General features: G+C 44.7%; 15 protein-coding genes. 11 read left to right on the forward strand and 4 right to left on the reverse strand.

Features of this window, described 5'->3' with window-relative positions:
- Positions 1 to 265 precede the first annotated feature (265 nt).
- The 10 genes from GJU87_RS08015 to GJU87_RS08060 all read left to right on the forward strand — a co-directional run bounded on the left by GJU87_RS08015 (position 266) and on the right by GJU87_RS08060 (position 9,946).
- Complete coding sequence (locus GJU87_RS08015; RefSeq protein ID WP_153639048.1) at positions 266 to 745, forward strand: helix-turn-helix transcriptional regulator; 480 nt, start codon at positions 266 to 268, stop codon at positions 743 to 745.
- A 39-nt stretch (positions 746 to 784) separates the two neighbouring features.
- Entirely contained in the window at positions 785 to 1,567 is a 783-nt protein-coding gene (locus GJU87_RS08020; protein ID WP_228491904.1) for a dihydroorotate dehydrogenase electron transfer subunit, read from the forward strand.
- Positions 1,561 to 2,466 carry a dihydroorotate dehydrogenase gene (locus tag GJU87_RS08025; RefSeq protein ID WP_153639049.1) on the forward strand — a complete coding sequence of 302 codons (906 nt, stop codon included), beginning with the start codon at positions 1,561 to 1,563 and terminating at the stop codon, positions 2,464 to 2,466. The genes GJU87_RS08020 and GJU87_RS08025 overlap by 7 nt, the downstream gene beginning before the upstream one ends.
- 161 nt (positions 2,467 to 2,627) lie before the next feature.
- Positions 2,628 to 3,935: a serine hydrolase gene (locus GJU87_RS08030; protein WP_153639050.1), complete on the forward strand. Its 1,308-nt coding sequence runs from the start codon at positions 2,628 to 2,630 to the stop codon at positions 3,933 to 3,935.
- 195 nt (positions 3,936 to 4,130) lie between these two features.
- The gene (locus GJU87_RS08035; protein WP_153639051.1) at positions 4,131 to 5,459 is read left to right on the forward strand and encodes a dihydrolipoamide acetyltransferase family protein; all 1,329 of its coding nucleotides are present in this window, start codon (positions 4,131 to 4,133) and stop codon (positions 5,457 to 5,459) included.
- 39 nt (positions 5,460 to 5,498) lie between these two features.
- Positions 5,499 to 7,559: a thiamine pyrophosphate-dependent enzyme gene (locus tag GJU87_RS08040; RefSeq protein WP_153639052.1), complete on the forward strand. Its 2,061-nt coding sequence runs from the start codon at positions 5,499 to 5,501 to the stop codon at positions 7,557 to 7,559.
- Between the two features lie 29 nt (positions 7,560 to 7,588).
- Positions 7,589 to 8,095: a flavodoxin gene (locus GJU87_RS08045; protein ID WP_153639053.1), complete on the forward strand. Its 507-nt coding sequence runs from the start codon at positions 7,589 to 7,591 to the stop codon at positions 8,093 to 8,095.
- A 218-nt stretch (positions 8,096 to 8,313) separates the two neighbouring features.
- The gene (locus GJU87_RS08050; RefSeq protein WP_194831474.1) at positions 8,314 to 9,078 is read left to right on the forward strand and encodes a glucosaminidase domain-containing protein; all 765 of its coding nucleotides are present in this window, start codon (positions 8,314 to 8,316) and stop codon (positions 9,076 to 9,078) included.
- Positions 9,079 to 9,171: 93 nt separating this feature from the next.
- Positions 9,172 to 9,657 (forward strand): methylglyoxal synthase, encoded by a 486-nt coding sequence (locus tag GJU87_RS08055; RefSeq protein ID WP_228491905.1) that lies wholly within the window; start codon positions 9,172 to 9,174, stop codon positions 9,655 to 9,657.
- A gap of 103 nt (positions 9,658 to 9,760) precedes the next feature.
- Positions 9,761 to 9,946, forward strand: coding sequence for a hypothetical protein (locus tag GJU87_RS08060; RefSeq protein WP_146142027.1), 186 nt, complete (start codon positions 9,761 to 9,763; stop codon positions 9,944 to 9,946).
- Positions 9,947 to 10,011: 65 nt separating this feature from the next.
- On the opposite strand, the gene msrB is transcribed toward GJU87_RS08060, so the two are convergent.
- From msrB to gyrA, 3 genes are all read right to left on the reverse strand, one after another.
- Positions 10,012 to 10,419 (reverse strand): peptide-methionine (R)-S-oxide reductase MsrB, encoded by a 408-nt coding sequence (msrB, locus tag GJU87_RS08065; protein ID WP_373921487.1) that lies wholly within the window; start codon positions 10,417 to 10,419, stop codon positions 10,012 to 10,014.
- A 376-nt stretch (positions 10,420 to 10,795) separates the two neighbouring features.
- A complete protein-coding gene (locus tag GJU87_RS08070; protein ID WP_194831475.1) occupies positions 10,796 to 11,971 on the reverse strand; it encodes a lipopolysaccharide assembly protein LapB in 1,176 nt (391 codons plus the stop codon).
- A gap of 72 nt (positions 11,972 to 12,043) precedes the next feature.
- Positions 12,044 to 14,554 (reverse strand): DNA gyrase subunit A, encoded by a 2,511-nt coding sequence (gyrA, locus tag GJU87_RS08075; protein WP_153639056.1) that lies wholly within the window; start codon positions 14,552 to 14,554, stop codon positions 12,044 to 12,046.
- A 359-nt stretch (positions 14,555 to 14,913) separates the two neighbouring features.
- Here gyrA and GJU87_RS08080 point away from each other — a divergent pair, with 359 nt between their 5' ends.
- Positions 14,914 to 17,469: an ATP-dependent Clp protease ATP-binding subunit gene (locus GJU87_RS08080; RefSeq protein WP_153641388.1), complete on the forward strand. Its 2,556-nt coding sequence runs from the start codon at positions 14,914 to 14,916 to the stop codon at positions 17,467 to 17,469.
- A gap of 53 nt (positions 17,470 to 17,522) precedes the next feature.
- Here GJU87_RS08080 and mazG read toward each other — a convergent pair whose 3' ends face one another.
- Complete coding sequence (gene mazG, locus GJU87_RS08085) at positions 17,523 to 18,308, reverse strand: nucleoside triphosphate pyrophosphohydrolase (RefSeq protein WP_153639057.1); 786 nt, start codon at positions 18,306 to 18,308, stop codon at positions 17,523 to 17,525.
- Between the last annotated feature and the right edge of the window lie 130 nt (positions 18,309 to 18,438).

Consider the following 18,438-nt stretch of genomic DNA (forward strand, 5'->3'; position numbering starts at 1 on the left):
TAGTAAAACAATACATTAGTGTGTATGTGAGTAAGCATGATGTTTTAATTATCTTGTATTCACGTAGTTTAATATTTTTTCAGGAAATACAATTGTAAATTGCAATGTGTAAATTAAATCTATTGCTTGTTCGATTCTGTATTATTACATTTGTCACAGATAGAGTTTACAAATGAGTGGTCGCAGATAAATGACATTTCGGTATCGATAAGAGCTGACTGCTAAATGTGAATTCACTCAATTACCAAAATTCAACTGTAAACAGATGAAGGAACGGATCAATGAGTTTTTGCAACGTGAACATTTGTCTCCGGCTGAATTTGCCGACCGGATTGGAGTGCAACGCTCCAGTGTTTCACATGTGCTAAACGGGCGAAATAACCCCAGCGCTTCGTTTATTCAGAAGATGATCGCTGCTTTTCCCGGACTGAGCACTCGGTGGCTGTTGCTTGGCGAAGGAAACATGACAGAGCAATCAACCAGGTCGGGTAGTGACTTATTCACTGATCCAAGGCAGCCGGAAGCTCCGACAACCAACCATGAACCGGTTCAAAAGAAGGCGAAAGGTCCCGAAATTACGCAGAAACCTATTCACGAACCGTCAGTGGTCCAATCGGAAGAACCAATCTCTTATGCATCGAAAAAAGAGGTACAGGACATTTGGGATGACGGCCCGGGCGAAATCGAACGTATCGTGGTGTTTTATTCCGACAAAACTTTTAAAGCATACAAACCCTCAAAATAGTTTTTTCGGCTATCTTTGCCCTTCAAATAGTGGCTCAAGATGATGAATAAGACTGTTCAGAACCTCAGGGTTTTATCGAATATCCAACTTAACCGGGACCATCATCTCCTGGAGTTGCAGGCTCCCGTCAAGTTGGAACAGATCGCCCCAGGCCAGTTTGTGAATGTTCGTGTAGAGAAATCACAAAGTACGTTCCTTCGCCGGCCGTTTTCTATCTACGGGGTTGATTACGAAAAGAATACTATCTCTTTGTTTATTAAAGATGTCGGCCCAGGTTCGCATGTGCTGACATCAACGACTGAAGGTGAGGAGGTCGATGTGGTTTTTCCGCTGGGAAATGGCTTTTCTTACCCCGAAAAGAACGAACGTATCTTGCTTGTGGGCGGTGGTTTTGGTATCGCTCCTTTACTTTTCTTCGCCAGGGAACTGAAAAAACGCAACCTTGATGTGGATATCCATGCTCTGGTTGGTGCCCGTACTTCGGATGATCTGATGGAACTGGATTCGTTTGCTCAATGTGGAGAGGTTTATTCGACGACTGAAGATGGTACGCAAGGTGTGAAAGGCCGGGTGACTGACCATCCGGCTCTAAAGGAAAGTTTACAAAAGTTCGATAGAGTTTACAGTTGTGGACCAGAGCGAATGATGGAGGCTGTGGCGGCCAAAGCTGCTGAGGCTGATGTCTTTTGTGAAGTATCGCTGGAAAATACAATGGCTTGTGGTTTTGGGGTGTGCTTGTGTTGTGTAACCGATACCACCAGCGGTCATCAGTGTGTTTGTACGGACGGACCGGTGTTTAATATAAAGGATTTGAAATGGTAGATTTAGGTGTCAAAATAGGCAATCTCGACCTGAAAAACCCGGTGATGACGGCTTCCGGGACATTTGGGTACGGCCTGGAATTCGAGGATTTTTTCGACTTAAACCGACTGGGTGGCTTTGTGGTCAAGGGCACAACCTTGCATGCACGCCAGGGAAATCCTTATCCGCGTTCAGCTGAAACGCCTTCCGGTATGTTGAATGCGGTGGGTTTACAGAATCGTGGAGTAAAGTACTTTGCCGAGTATATCTACCCGAAACTTGAGAAATTTCAGACCAATGTACTGGTGAATGTTTCGGGCTCTACCGTGGAAGAATACGTGGAATGTGCCGAAGTGATTAACGAACTGGAGCATATTCCTGGTATCGAACTGAATATTTCCTGCCCGAATGTAAAGGAAGGCGGAATGACTTTCGGAACTAGCTGTCCGTCGGCTGAGGCCGTAGTCCGTGAAGTACGGAAAGTTTACGATAAGCATCTGATGGTGAAGTTGTCGCCAAATGTAACTTCCATTGAGGAGATTGCCCGTGCGGTGGAAAATGTGGGTGCTGATAGTGTTTCACTCATTAATACATTGCTCGCTATGGCCATCGATGCTGAATCGCGCAAGCCATTGCTTTCCACGATTACCGGCGGATTATCAGGGCCGGCTGTGAAGCCTGTAGCGCTGCGGATGGTGTGGCAGGTGGCTCAGGCGGTGAAAATACCGATTGTCGGCATGGGAGGTATCATGAATGCAGCGGATGCAGTTGAGTTTATGCTGGCGGGTGCTTCTGCTATCCAGGTGGGTACTGCTGGCTTTGTCGACCCGCTTGCTCCGGTAAAGATTGTGGAAGGAATCGAGGATTATCTGAAGCGTCACAAAATTGAATCGGTTACTGACTTAGTGGGGAGTTTATAAGTGTAACCACATTTGTAAACATACGAATTAATGAATTTTAACGTTATATAACATGCAGCCTGTTTTTTGAACAGGCTTTTGTTTATAAAATTGCGCACGTTATTAAATTGTGCTACGATATTTTAGTGAATTTTCGAAATATTATTTCCAGAACAGTGCCTATGAGGTATTTATTGGGATCTATTTTGGCATTACTGTTTGTCATGTCCGACTTTACACCCGGCTTTTCTGACCTGGGTGTTCCCAAACACAGCTTTTCGGTTCCAGATATGAAACCGCTTAATGAGCGGTTGACCAACGATTTATCGACGTTTGAATATTCCGATTACATCGAGCGTACGGTCGATCGGTTTATGGAACGGAATGAACTGCGTGGTGTTTCCATCGCTGTGGTAAAGGACGAGAAGCTGGTATTTGCACATGGCTACGGTTATGCCGACAAAGAAAACAATGTCATTACCGAACCTCGTAACATTTTCAGAATTGCCAGTGTTTCTAAGTTGATCACAGCTGTGGCCATTTTTAAACTCATTGAGAGTGGCAAATTATCGCTCGACTCAAAGGTGTTTGGCAAGGACGGCGTTATCAACGACGAAAAGTATATGCCATATCGCGACCGTCGTATGAATGATATCACCGTAAGGGAATTATTGAATCACTCTGGCGGCTGGACTCAGAAATATGGCGACCCGATGTTCATGCCTGATGTTATTGCCCGTAAAGTGAGCGATCCGCTTCCGGCGACCATCGATACCTATTTAAAGTTTGTTACCAGCCACCGGTTGCATTTCAAGCCGGGTACCATGAGTTCGTATTCGAACCTGGGCTTTGTGTTGCTGGGCGAAGTGATTGCCCGTGCTTCCGGAATGTCGTACGAAGATTATGTACGGGCCAATGTTTTGTTGCCTGCCGGGATTACCGATATGCACATCGGGCATAATACTTATAAGGACAAATATCCGAATGAAGTTAAATATTACGAACAGCGGGGTTCGCTTCCGGTAACGGCCTGCGACGGTTCGGGACTGATTCTTCCGAAATCCAACGGTGGAAACGATATTACGTTGCTTAGTTCTGCGGGAGGATGGGTCGCATCTCCTGTTGAACTGATGAAGTTACTGGTGGTCATTGATGGTTTTCCCGGTGTACCGGACATTCTGTCGCCTGAAAGCATCCGGGAAATGACAACGCCCAATCCCCGAGGATTCGAACCACTCGGGTGGCGCGGGACAACAGCTTCGGGCTATTGGTGGCGGACCGGCAGCATGCCCGGTACAGCTGCAATCATGAAACGTCGTCCGGACGGTCTTGAATATGTGATCATTTCGAACACAAGTAGCTGGAAAGGGCCGAACTTTACACGGGACCTGAGCCACTTAATGGACCGCATTTGCCGCCGGGTAAAAGAGTGGCCCGACCAAAATTTGTTCGAATATCACCGTCCTAAAGATATGTTGGCAATTAATTAATACACAATATAATCGAATTGAAAAGAGCACCACATTTTGGTGCTCTTTTTTTGAATTGATATCTCCACATTACATTTTTGTGCATTTTTTTTAAAGTAGAATGAACCCTTTTCAAACCTTTCAGGCTTTAGTGTGTTAAAGGAGGTGAAAAAAAAATTGATTTATAATCATTCACCATAAAACCGTTTAATTACAATGTCTGATTTTCAAGTGATGATGCCCAAAATGGGTGAAAGTGTCCAGGAGGCTACAATCACCAAAATGTTTGTCAAAAAGGGCGATACTGTTGAAGAGGACGATGTTCTTTTCGAAATTGCTACCGATAAGGTGGATTCGGAAATTCCCTCGCCGGTTGCCGGTAAGGTAAAAGAAATTAAATACAACGAAGATGACCTGGTTGCGGTTGGGGAAGTTGTTATGTTGATTTCAATGGATGGGGAAGACGAAGGAGATGATACTTCTTCGGAAGAGACTACCGATAAAAAGGCAGAGGAACAACTTGCCGCCAAGGAAGAAAAATCGGAAACACCGAAAGATTCCGGTGCTCCGCAAGGAAATGTAAACAAACAATCGGGCCGGTTCTATTCACCGCTGGTTCGCAGCATTGCCGATAAAGAAGGCGTTTCGTTTGACGAGCTCGAATCGATTGAAGGAAGTGGCCAGGGAGGTCGTGTTCAGAAGAAGGATATTCTGGCTTACCTCGAAAACCGTGGCTCCGGAAAAGCTGCTCAACCCGCAGCGGCCAGTGCACCTGCACAGGGAGCCAAAGCTGCTCCCCAGGCTCAACAACATAAAGTATCGGTTTCCATCGGTGCCGAAGATACCATCGTGGAAATGGATCGCGTGCGCAAGATGATTGCCGACCACATGGTGACATCGAAACATGTTGCACCTCATGTAACTTCAGTTGTCGAAGCCGATATGACCAATATGGTGCTGTGGCGTAACAAAGTGAAGGGAGAATATCAGGAGAAATACGGTGAGAAAATTACGTTCATGCCCTTGATTACGGAAGCTGTTGCCAAAGCATTGGCTGAGTTCCCGTATGTAAACTCTTCGGTTGACGGTTATAATATTGTTCTGCGCAAGCATGTAAATATTGGTATGGCGGTAGCTACCGAGAATAATAACCTGGTGGTTCCGGTTATTAAAGATGCCGATACCAAGAACCTGCTTGGTCTGACCAAGGATGTAAACCGCCTGGCTGCGCTGGGACGCAAGAACAACCTGGGGCCGGACGATCTGCAGGGCGGAACATTTGCCATTACCAACTTCGGTTCGTTTGGTAATATTATCGGAACTCCGATTATCAACCAGCCGCAAACAGCTATTCTGGCTGTAGGTACCATCGAAAAGAAACCGGCTGTTATGGAAACACCTACCGGCGACGCTATCGTGGTTCGTCATAAAATGTTCCTGTCGTTGTCATACGACCACCGTGTGATTGACGGAATGCTAGGTGGTAAATTCCTGCGCCGTGTGGCTGATATTCTGGAAGAACATGATCCCAACCGCGAAATCTAATTGACAAACGGATAAAAGATTATTACAAAAGGAGATAAAATGAAAGAGAATCTTCACGAACTTGAAGTTCCCAAGAAATACCATATTAAGAAGACCGATAAGGAGACCCTGGCTAAGTGGTTTTACCTAATGACCGTTGGTCGTGCTATTGATGAAAAGGCTCCCAATTACCTGAAACAGGCGATTGGATGGTCGTACCACGCACCGTATGCCGGTCACGATGGAATCCAGCTGGCTATTGGTCAGGTTTTCGATAAGGAAACGGATCACCTGTTTCCTTACTACCGTGATATGCTGACCAACCTTTCGGCTGGGATGACTTCCGAGGAGTTGATTCTGAACGGAATTTCGAAAGCAACTGATGTTACTTCGGGTGGCCGGCACATGTCGAACCACTTTGGTAAACCCGAGTGGAACATTCACAACGTTTCATCGTGTACTGGTAACCATACGCTTCATGCTGTTGGTGTGGGACGTGCCATGCGTTATTACAAACACAAGGGCGTTTCCATCAGTTCGCAGGGAGAATCGTCGGTGTCTGAAGGATACGTTTATGAAGCCATCAACGGTGCTTCGAACGAGCAACTACCCGTGATATTCGTTTTACAGGATAATGGTTACGGAATCTCGGTTCCGAAACGTGACCAGACGGCCAACCGGAAAGTGGCTAATAACTTCACCGGATTCAAAAATCTGCGTATCATCCATTGTAACGGTAAGGACGTATTCGATTCGATGAATGCCATGGCTGAAGCAAAAGCGTGGTCGATTGAGAACCAGATGCCGGTGATTGTTCAGGCCAACTGCGTGCGTATTCATTCACACTCGAATTCCGACCGTCACGAACTGTATCGTAACGATTACGAGTTGAATTATGTGTCGGAATACGACCCGCTGGGCAAATTCCGCAGGATGTTGCTTCGTTACAACCGCTTCACGGAAGAGGAACTGGATGAATTGACCAATAAGGCTTTACAGGAAGTTAAGGATGTGCATAAAAAGGCGCTGAAAGCTCCGGATCCGGATCCAGCATCCATCTTCGATTTTGTACTTCCCGAGCCCTACGTGTCAGAAAAATACCCTGACGGAACCCACAACGAAGACGGCGATAAAAAGAAACTAATCGAAGCTTTGAATGGCACTTTGAAAGAGGAGTTCCGTCGTAATCCCGATACGTTCATTTGGGGACAAGATATGGCCAACAAAGACAAAGGCGGTATCTTCAATGTTTCGAAAGGAATGCAGCAGGAATTCGGCATTGAACGCGTGTTTAACGGCCCGATTGCTGAGGATTATATCACCGGAACAGCCAACGGAATGTCCCGTTTCAAAGAGGATATCCGTATTGTGGTCGAAGGGGCTGAATTTGCCGACTATTTCTGGCCGGCTATGGAGCAGTTTGTGGAAATGACACACGAGTACTGGCGAACCAACGGTAAATTTTCTCCGAATGTGACCATTCGACTGGCTTCGGGAGGATATATCGGCGGTGGTTTGTACCACTCACAGACCATTGAAGGTGCTTTATCGACGTTCCCGGGTATCCGTATTGTTTACCCGTCGTTTGCTGACGATGCTGCCGGATTGCTTCGTACATCGATTCGTTCCAAAGGACCGACGCTCTTCCTTGAACCGAAAGCGCTTTATAACTCACCGATTGCCGCTACGCCAATCCCTGAAGAGTTTGAAGTACCATTTGGTAAGGCGCGCGTGCGCAAAGAAGGTTCCGATTTGACTGTCATTACTTATGGTAATACAACCCATATGTGTCTTAACGCAGCCAACAAACTGGAAGAAGAAGGCTACAGCGTAGAAGTAATCGACCTACGTTCACTGATTCCGCTCGATAAGGAAACCATTCTCGAATCGGTTAAGAAGACCAACAAGGCAATTGTTGTTCACGAAGATAAAGTGTTTGCCGGCTTTGGTGGCGAAATCGCCGCGACCATTACGTCGGAAGCGTTCGAATACCTCGATGGTCCGGTGCAACGCGTTGGTTCAACCTTCACACCGGTTGGTTTTAACCGTATTCTGGAAAAAGCCATTCTTCCGAACGATGATAAGGTTTACGATGCGATGGCCAAATTGCTCAAGTACTAAAACTTTAGTTGAAGATTAATTAGTAGAAAATGAAAAAAATAGGATTATTCTATAGTTTCCATACACAGAAAACCGCTAAAGTGGCCGAGAAAATACAGAAAGCTTTTGACGAAAAAGGCATCGAGGCCATCAATGTGGAGGAAGTGGATGAGAAGACTTTCTTGAAATATGACAATTTGATTCTGGGCGTTCCAACTTGGTTCGACGGCGAATTACCCAATTACTGGGATGAATTTGTGCCAGCCATCGAAGATATGGACCTAAAAGGCAAAAAAGTTGCCATTTATGGTTTGGGTGACCAGGTTAATTACCCGGAGAATTTCTGCGATGGAATCGGCATTTTGGGCAAACTGATGGAACAGCAGGGCGCTGAGCTCGTTGGGTTTGTTTCGGCTGATGACTACAACTTCGAAAGCTCAAGAAGTGTTCGGGGTGACAAATTTGCAGGACTTGCGCTTGATCAGGAAAATCAGGCCCGTAAAACCAATAAACGTATCGAAGATTGGGTAGCTGACCTGAAGAAGTCATTTAGCTGATTACGAGATACAATTTATTGATAAGACAAGCGATACCATGCTACGGGAGATTCTCTCTGGCATGGTATTCGTATATTTAGGCTACATTTGTAGCATATATTCAACTTATGAAACTAAGGCAAAGAAACAGACTATTTCAAGTTATTGTTGTTACCGGAATAGTGATATTAGTTGCTTTACTAACCCGAACACCCGAATTCAAAACCCGAAACATACAGATGCTGGAGGAAAACATTACCAGCGTCGACAGCATTATTCCACCCGGCGATTCCACTATTGTTCCGGTTAAATACCAGGGAGTTCCCGACTTTACCGACCTCGATCCACAGATTCGTAAGGAAAAGTTTATTCAGTTTATGCTTCCGGCAGTTCTGATTGTTCGTCACCGGTTGCTGGAAGACCTTCGACATGTTGAATACATTGAGGATCGGAAAGCAAAAGGTGACCCGATTGCTCCGGCCGACACTGTTTTCCTTCATCGTATGTTCTCGAAATACAGGATAGATTCTGTCAATGTACTGAAACGGAGGATTTACCCGCATCCTGTCAGCCTGGTAATTGCACAGGCAGCACTGGAATCGGGTTGGGGTACGTCCCGGTTCTTCCGGAAGGGAAATAATATTTTCGGCGTCTGGTCGTTCAGCAGTGACGATTCGCGTATCGCTTCGAAATACAAGCGTAATGGACGGACGGTCTACCTCAAGAGCTATGACTCTTACATTCAGTCCATCAGCAACTATTACCTAACTATTGCCCGGGTTCCGTATTACAAGAAGTTTCGGAAGAAACGTTGGGAAGGCGCTTCGTCACTTGATTTGCTGCCATATTTGAGTCGGTATTCGGAAAAAAGCCAGTACGCCCAATTGGCTGGTTCCATTATCCGTGAAAACAGAATACAGAAATACGACAAGTACTCATTAAGAGAATATGAACACAAATCGGGGATTATGTTGCTTATTCAGGATAAGTTGAAGTTTTGGTAAGCATTTTTTCTTCTCCGATGTTATGTTTATTTATTAATTTTACGACAAAATAATATCAGGATTTACCGCATGTGTGGAATAAATCAGGATATAATGACACAAATAATGAAAAAGAAGAAAAGAATTGCGCTGGTTGCCCATGACAACCGGAAAAAAGATATGATTGAATGGGTTAGCTACAACTGGAAAGAGCTAGCTCAGCATTCGCTGGTTGGAACCGGTACTACGGGTAGATTGGTAGAGGAAACCATCAACCAGAAATGCATTGAAAATGATGCAGTCCCACCAGAAGTAACCCGCTTAAAGTCAGGACCATTAGGTGGCGATCAGCAACTGGGTTCAATGATTTGTGAAGGCTTGATCGATATGGTTATCTTTTTCTGGGATCCGATGCAACCACAGCCGCACGATGTGGATGTGAAAGCTTTGTTACGTATCTCTGTATTGTACAATATTCCAACGGCTTCGAACCGTTCTACTGCAGATTTTCTGATTTCGTCGGAACTGTTTCACAAAGAATACAAGCCGCGTATTAAGGATTATTCAGGCTACATTACCCGTTCCATTGATATGGAGTAGGAGCCTCTGTGATATTTATTTAACCTTTACATAACAATTTTATTCATTTCTCTCTGACTGAAAGGCCGTAACTTTATATTGTTAACCTCTAATCCCTTGAGTTATGAGAAGAAAGAGAGAGAAATTGAGAAAAATGATTAAAGCCATGTATCTTCTGAAGGAAGTTATTGGCGAGAAGCAGGAAAATGACGTGTCGTTCAGTAAAACTCCCAAAAAGAAAATCATTGCCGATCTCAACGAGATTATTGATTTGAGCCTGGAAGATTATTATTCGACAAACTTATCCTGATGAAATACATGTTATTACGTAACACCATTTGAAAACATCGCCACAGATTGCTGAGACGATGTTTTTTATTTTCCGGATTCAGCCGCTGTATCAGGTATGAATTTTAAGGCTGCTGAATTAATGCAGTAACGCAGGCCGGTTGGTGGCGGGCCGTCATTGAAAACATGTCCCAAATGGGCTCCACAGTGCGCACAGCGTACTTCCGTTCGAATCATACCGTGACTGGTATCTCTTACTTCCTTGATGTTTTTATTATTAGCGATATCGCTAAAGCTTGGCCAGCCACAACCTGACTGGAATTTGGAATCGGAATCGAACAGCAAAGCACCGCAACAAACGCAGTGATACGTACCTTTTTGATAGAAATCGTAGTAAACACCGGTAAATGGCCTTTCAGTCGCTGATTTCCGTGTAACTTCATATTGCAACGGCGTCAAGGATTCTTTCCATTCTTTGTCACTCTTTTTTACCATAGTAGTTTGCTTGCTTTGTTTCGATTTATGACTTTGTGCCTGGGATGTAAACATTCCAAACCAAATAATGCCAATAATGAGAATAGTCCGCTTCATGCTACTACATACGTAATCCACACAATTTTGTTTATTCGCTGGCATTTTATCTCAATGAGATTTTCATATTTATTAAAAGCTGCACGTTGACACACAAAGAAAGCCGCCTGAATCGATATTTTTTAGTGCTAAGTTATGTTGAGTGAATTTATTTCTGTTAATATTCACTCCTTACTCACTTTTTAATATGCTTGTCTTATAATTAATATTATGTTATTTACATAAATAAAAAAAACAGGAAAGCGATTTGGCCTCCCTGCTCTTATATTTTATTTGCAGATTACTTCAAGCTGTCGAGCTTTGCTGACACTTCTTTGAATTTATCCATCATTTTCAGACGGTAGTACAAATTCTTCAGGTGTTCCAGGATAAAGCGATCCTTCGGATTCAGCGTACTGGCTTTTTCCATATAAGGAATTGCTTTTTTGAACTGGACATCAGCCTTAGCTTTTTCTGCTTCGTACTTGTCTTGTTCTGTCGGCGGAATTTTCGCAGCAACTTCCAGCTGTTTTACACCACGGTTGAAATAAACCACACCCATGTTGTAATAAGCGTCGGCAAATTTCGGATTTACTTCCGTTGCCTGCTGGTAGGCTTTTAGTGCCTCATCGGAACGACCAAGTTTGTCGAGAGCAGCTCCTTTAGCAAAATAGAACGTCGGGTTTTTCGGATCTTTCTCAATTGCTTTGTTAAGATACGAGATGGCATCTTCTGATTTGTTTTTCGACATGTAATAGTTAATCAGAGACACCAGGATATTCTGACTTTCCGGATAAGCTTCGAAACCTTCTTTCATTGCATTAACAGCAGCGGTGGTATCCCCCATTGCTTCGTATGCATTGATGATCTGGCCATAAGAAGCGCCGCCGTTATAGTCATACTTGATACACTGCTTAAAGTAATCAATTGCTTTCTTGTACTGCTTGGCATTGGTTGCCGCCAAACCAGTGTTGTAAATAATTACTGTATCAACCGGTGTATCTTCTTTGAACATATCGGTTTTCTCAACATCGAGAATGTTTTCGAAGTACTTGGTCGCTTCGTCATATTTCTCTGCCTGGAAGGCGTTCACAGCAGCCTTTGTCAAATCCTGGATCAGGAATGTGAGCTTAATTTTGATACTGTTGGTATAACGGCCTTTGTCATCCAATGACAAAGCTTTCATATATGACTTGTAGGCTTCCTCCAACGGATTGTCGCTCAGCTTTTTATAATTTTCGTCTTTTGAGGCGAAAATTGCCTGATAGATTTCACCGCGAACTTCCCAGGTACGAGGCCAATCAAGTGTTTTGTCAGATTTTGGATTATCCGGACTAACCGCATACTCAATTGTCTCCAAAGCTTTGTCGAGCTTTCCGCTTTCCTTGTAATTTTCAGCGCTGGATACTTTACCTTTCTGCGCGAATACAGTAGTTCCCGCAAGAAGTAAAATGGCTACAAAAAATACTTTTTTCATGTTTGAATTGATTATCATTTTGCTAATTACAAATTTGCTTGATTTTTCAGAAAGTACAAACTTTCCAACCAATTATTCTGACACTTCACCATCAGGTTCACTATCAGCATCTAATGCATCGTCTGAAGCTTCAATTTCAGTTTCGGATGCCTTCACCCGGGCAACGGATGCAATCTTATCGGTATCTTTCAGGTTGATCAGTTTAACTCCCTGAGCTGCACGACCTGTCATCCGAATATCCTCGACGGGAACACGAATGGTCACTCCTGTTTGGGTAATGATCATCAGGTCATCATCGTTGCTTGCGCTTTTAATCGCTACCAACGATCCGGTCTTCGGGGTAACATTCAGCGTTTTAACACCTTTACCTCCCCGGTTGGTAATCCGGTAGTCATCAATCTTAGAACGCTTTCCGAATCCATTTTCGGAAACAACAAGGATATCCTCGCTTTCATTCTCTACACAAACCATACCAACCAGCTCGTCGTTCTCTCCTCCCAGTGTAATTCCGCGGACTCCGGCCCCTGTACGACCAATGGCCCGAACCTTGTCTTCGGGGAAACGGATGGCTTTTCCGGTACGAACCGCCATCATAATTTCGTGATTACCGTTGGTCAGACGTGCTTCCAGCAACTGGTCATTTTCACGAATGGTAATGGCATTTACACCGTTTTGACGCGGACGGGAATATGCTTCAAGCGAAGTCTTCTTGATAACTCCCTTCTTGGTACAAAGAATGATGTAGTTATTATTAATATACTCTTCGTCCTTCAGATTCTTGACATTGATGAAAGCCTTGACATTGTCATCCGGTTCAATATTCAGGAGGTTCTGAATAGCACGGCCTTTGGAAGCCTTCGCTCCTTCCGGAATTTCATATACTTTCAACCAGAAACATTTACCCTTTTCGGTAAACAGAAGAATGGTATTGTGCATCGTTGCGATGAACATGTGCTCGAGAAAGTCTTCATCACGGGTTGTTGAACCGCGGGACCCAACGCCTCCTCGGGATTGCGTGCGGAACTCAGTCAGCGGCGTACGCTTCATGTATCCCATGTGCGAAATGGTAATTACCATCTCATCATCGGCATAGAAATCTTCCGGGTTGAATTCTTCCGCTGAATGGATGATTTCCGTTTTTCTTTCATCCCCGTAGCGACTTTGGATTTCGGCCAATTCATCCTTAATAATCTGCATCCGAAGTGGCTCGTTGGCCAGAATATCTTTCAGATGTTCGATTTGCTTCATCAGCTCATCGTATTCTTCGTGCAGCTTATCCCGTTCAAGTCCGGTCAGCTTCTGAAGACGCATATCGAGAATAGCGCGCGCCTGAATCTCGTCCAACTCGAAGTTGGTCATCAAACCTTCTCTCGCTTCTTCCGGTGTTTTAGAACCGCGAATCAAACTGATGACAGCGTCCAGATTGTCGATTGCGATGATCAAACCGCGCAAAACGTGCGCTTTCTTTTCCGCCTGATCCAGTTCGTATTGTGTGCGACGCACAACCACTTCGTGACGGTGCTCGACAAAATAGTGAATCAGGTCTCGAAGGTTCAGCATGCGTGGCCGGCCTTTAACCAGCGCAATGTTATTAACGCTGAAAGTCGACTGCAGCTGCGTGTATTTGTAAAGCTTGTTCAGCACCACACTGGCCATGTCATCGCGTTTGATATCTACCACGATGCGCATTCCTTTGCGATCCGACTCATCATTTACATTGGCAATTCCATCAATTCTCTTTTCATTAACCAGGTCAGCGATTTTAATAATCAATTCAGCCTTGTTAACCAGGTATGGAATCTCTGTAATAATCAGCTTTTCTCTTCCGTTCGGAGCTACCTCGATCTCTGATTTACCACGCATTACAATCCGGCCACGACCCGTCTCGTATGCTTCGCGCACTCCAGAGTAGCCATAAATGATTCCTCCTGTCGGGAAATCAGGTGCTTTGATCAAATCAATCAACTCGTCCATTTCGATGTCCGGGTTGTCGATATAAGCATTGATCGCTTCAATGGTGTCGGTCAGGTTGTGCGGCGGCATATTTGTTGCCATCCCGACAGCAATACCTGATGCACCGTTAACCAAAAGGTTCGGAAATTTGGCCGGGAGAACGGTGGGTTCTTTCAACGACTCGTCGAAGTTGGGTGCAAAATCAACCGTATTCTTGTCCAGATCAGCCAACGCCTCTTCAGCCAGTTTCTGAAGACGGGCCTCGGTATAACGCATAGCAGCCGGGCTATCACCGTCAACTGAACCGAAGTTTCCCTGTCCGTCAACCAGCCGGTATCTCATGGACCACTGCTGCGCCATACGAACCATGGCAAAATATACCGAGGAATCACCATGAGGGTGATATTTACCCAGCACTTCACCAACAATCCTTGCTGATTTTTTATACGAGCGGTTGGAGTAGATTCCCAACTCTCCCATCCCAAACAAGATTCTTCGGTGAACAGGCTTCAGCCCGTCCCGAACATCCGGAAGAGCTCTTGAAACAATTACCGACATCGAGTAGTCGATGTAGGCAGATTTCATCTGCTCTTCGATATTTATTTTAATTATCTTTTCTCCGTCAGCCATTTATTTTAAATTAAAAATTTCTAACGTGTCTTTTAAGGTCACACAAAAATAGTAAAATATAGGTATCTCTGTGAATTATTTGCTCTTCAATTTACTGACGAATCCAAGTAACTGCTTTACATATTATTTGCGCTTATTGATGACGAAAAGACAGGAACTTTACCTATTTTGGCAGGTAATAAATTATGAATAGGTAAAGTTTCTCGTTTACAGTACAAATCCACTGAACATGCATGTACGGTCGGTTGTTAATTTGGCTAAAACATCATGAAAAAACTGAAATAATAGCTATTTTAGTAATTTCGGATGACCCGGAACAGTATTTGATAAGCAATTGCAAACACAGTTAGCTGATGAGTATGGATTCAAAATTTTCACCCAGAATAAAAGACGTCCTTTCTTACAGCCGTGAAGAAGCCATCCGGTTGGGGAATGAGCATATTGGTACGGAACACCTTTTCCTTGGTATTCTCAGGGACGGTGAAGGCGTAGCTATTGATATCATGACCCAGCTGGGAATTGATTTTTCCGGCATTAAAAAGGATGTGGAAAAAGCAGTTATTAATGACAAACCTTTAGAACCTGACGCATCGGTACCGTTGATGAAAAGCACCGAAAAGGTCCTCAAAATAGTGTACCTCGAAGCGCGTTCACTCAACGAACAGACTATTAGTACCGGACATTTGCTCCTGGCTATTCTGAAAGACCAGAATAGTCTGGTAAGTCAACTGTTTAACGACTATGGTCTCGGTTACGATGACGTTAAGACGGAATTGGAGCACCTTTCGAAGACAGAGAACAAATCCGATTTTCCGGAAGACAGCGACGACCAGGATGAAATGTATGGTGGTCGTGGCAGCGGAAGCGGTGCAGGTGGTTCGGGAAGTGCCAAAGGTTCTTCGCCCAAAACAGAAACACCGGTACTCGATAATTTCGGTATTGATATTACCAAGGCTGCTGTTGAAGGAAGTCTCGACCCGATAGTTGGCCGCCAGAAAGAAATTGAACGGATTGCCCAGGTGCTGAGTCGTCGTAAAAAGAACAACCCGGTACTGATTGGTGAACCGGGCGTTGGTAAGTCGGCCATTGTTGAAGGCTTGGCGTTGCGTATAGCGCAGAAGAAAGTTTCACGAGTACTGTTTGACAAGCGCGTGGTTAGCCTCGATTTGGCTTCAATCGTAGCTGGTACCAAATACCGCGGTCAGTTCGAGGAACGCATGAAAGCAATCCTGAATGAACTGTCGAAAGTGGACAACGTGATTCTTTTCATCGATGAGATTCACACCATCGTTGGTGCCGGCGGAGCAACCGGTTCGCTGGATGCAGCCAATATGCTGAAACCGGCCTTGGCACGTGGTGATATTCAATGTATTGGCGCCACCACACTGGATGAATACCGTCAGCACATCGAAAAAGACGGTGCACTGGAACGTCGTTTCCAGAAAGTGATGGTTGAGCCAACCAGCATCGAAGAAACCATCGAGATTCTTAATAATATTAAAGAACGATACGAGGATCACCACAACGTAATGTACACCCCGGAAGCAATTGACGCCTGCGTCAAACTGACGACCCGTTACATTACCGACCGGCATCTTCCCGATAAGGCAATTGATGCACTGGACGAATCGGGATCCCGCGTTCATATTTCCAACATTACGGTTCCCGACCGGATTGTGAAGTTGGAAGAAGAAATTGAAGACACCCGGAATGAAAAAATTCAGGCAGTAAAAAGCCAGAATTTTGAATTGGCTGCCAGCTTCCGTGACAAGGAGAAAAACCTGCTGGCCAACCTCGACAAAGAGAAGGAAGACTGGGAAAAAGAGCTGGAAAGTCATCGTGAAACCGTTGGCGAAGAACAAGTTGCCGATGTGGTTTCCATGATGTCGGGTATTCCGGTACAGCGTATCGCCGAAGCAGAAGGCAAAAAGCTGAAAAACATGCTGGCCGACCTGAAAGCGAATGTGATTGGACAGGATGAAGCGCTGACAAAAATTACCAAAGCAATTCAGCGTAACCGTGCCGGACTGAAAGATCCGAATAAACCGATTGGTACGTTCATTTTCTTAGGTCCGACCGGTGTGGGAAAGACCCAGTTGGCAAAGGTTCTGGCTGAATACCTGTTCGATACAACCGAAGCATTGATTCGTATTGACATGAGCGAATACATGGAGAAATTCTCCGTCTCGCGTCTGGTTGGTGCTCCTCCCGGATATGTCGGTTACGAAGAGGGTGGACAGCTGACAGAGAAAGTCAGAAGAAAACCCTACGCGGTTGTACTGCTCGACGAAATCGAAAAAGCGCATCCTGATGTGTTCAACCTGTTGCTTCAGGTACTGGACGAAGGACGCTTAACCGATAGTTTGGGCCGCAAAATCGATTTCCGGAATACTATTATTATCATGACATCGAATATCGGAACCCGTCAGTTGAAAGACTTCGGTCAGGGACTGGGATTCAATATCAGGAAATCGCCGGAAGAAGAGAACGAGCACGCCAAATACATTATTCAGAAGGCGCTGAAACGCGCGTTTGCACCGGAATTCCTGAACCGTGTGGATGATGTGGTACTCTTTAACACCTTGTCGAAAGAGCACATTAGCAAGATCATCGACATTGAGTTGAAAGGATTGTTTGAACGCGTTGAAGCATTGAATTACAAGCTTAAAATCACAGCGAAAGCGAAAGATTTTATTGCCGGAAAAGGTTTCGACCCGCAGTTTGGCGCGCGTCCGTTGAAACGGGCTATTCAGAAATACCTGGAAGATGAAATGGCCGAAGCCATTATTCAGAACCGAATTGAAGATGGCTCGACGATAACGATTGATTACAATGCCAAAGAAGATAAGATGGTGGTCAAAATTGTTTCTCCGACAGAACCACCCAAAGCTTTGGAAAATAACAATAACAACTAAAAAAAGCGGTCCTCTCGGGGGCCGCTTTTCTTTTGATCAAATATTTACGACGATTACTTTTTATCAAGCTTTTTGGCCTCTTCCCAGTAATGGTCCATCTCTTCCAGGCTCATATCGTGCAATGAGCGCCCGTTTCCCAGTGTTTTTTCTTCGAGGTAATTAAAACGACGAATGAATTTACGGTTGGTCCGTTCCAGCGCTGTTTCCGGATCGATATCGTACAATCGGGCGGCATTGACCAGCGAGAAAAGCAAATCACCAAATTCCTCTTCCAGTTTGGCCTGATCATTTGCTCTCATTTCGTGTTCAACTTCCGACAACTCTTCTTTCACCTTGTCCCAAACCTGTTCGCGTTCTTCCCAGTCGAAGCCTACTCCCCTCACCTTTTCCTGAATACGATTGGCTTTTATCAATGCCGGAAGCGAAGCCGGCACACCTTCCAAAACTTTCTTCTTGCGCCCTTTCTCTTTTAGTTTAAGCGCTTCCCAGTTCTCTTCCACCTCGGTAGCGTTTGCTACTGAAACATCGCCAAATACGTGTGGATGACGGTAAATCAGCTTTTCGTTAAGCGAATTGATCACGTCTTCGATGTCAAACGAATCCATCTCATCACCGATTTTGGCATAAAAGACGATGTGCAACAGAATATCGCCCAACTCTTTTTTTATTTCCGCCATGTCGCGCTCAATGATGGCATCTCCCAGTTCGTATGTTTCTTCAATGGTCAACTTGCGAAGCGATTCAAGGGTTTGTTTGCGGTCCCATGGACATTTTACCCTAAGCTCATCCATAATATCCAGCAACTTTCCGAAGGCCTCCAGCTGTTCTTTCTTCGCCATGTATTGATTATTTTTTAGTAATAAAATTCATTTTCTCTGAACCAATTCGGCTTTACCGAGTTTTGATTTGCGAACGAAGTTAACAAATTCTTGTGTAGGGTTAATCTGTCGGGCCGTTACCTCAGCAACA

Source organism: Prolixibacter sp. NT017 (assembly GCF_009617875.1).
GTDB lineage: Bacteria > Bacteroidota > Bacteroidia > Bacteroidales > Prolixibacteraceae > Prolixibacter.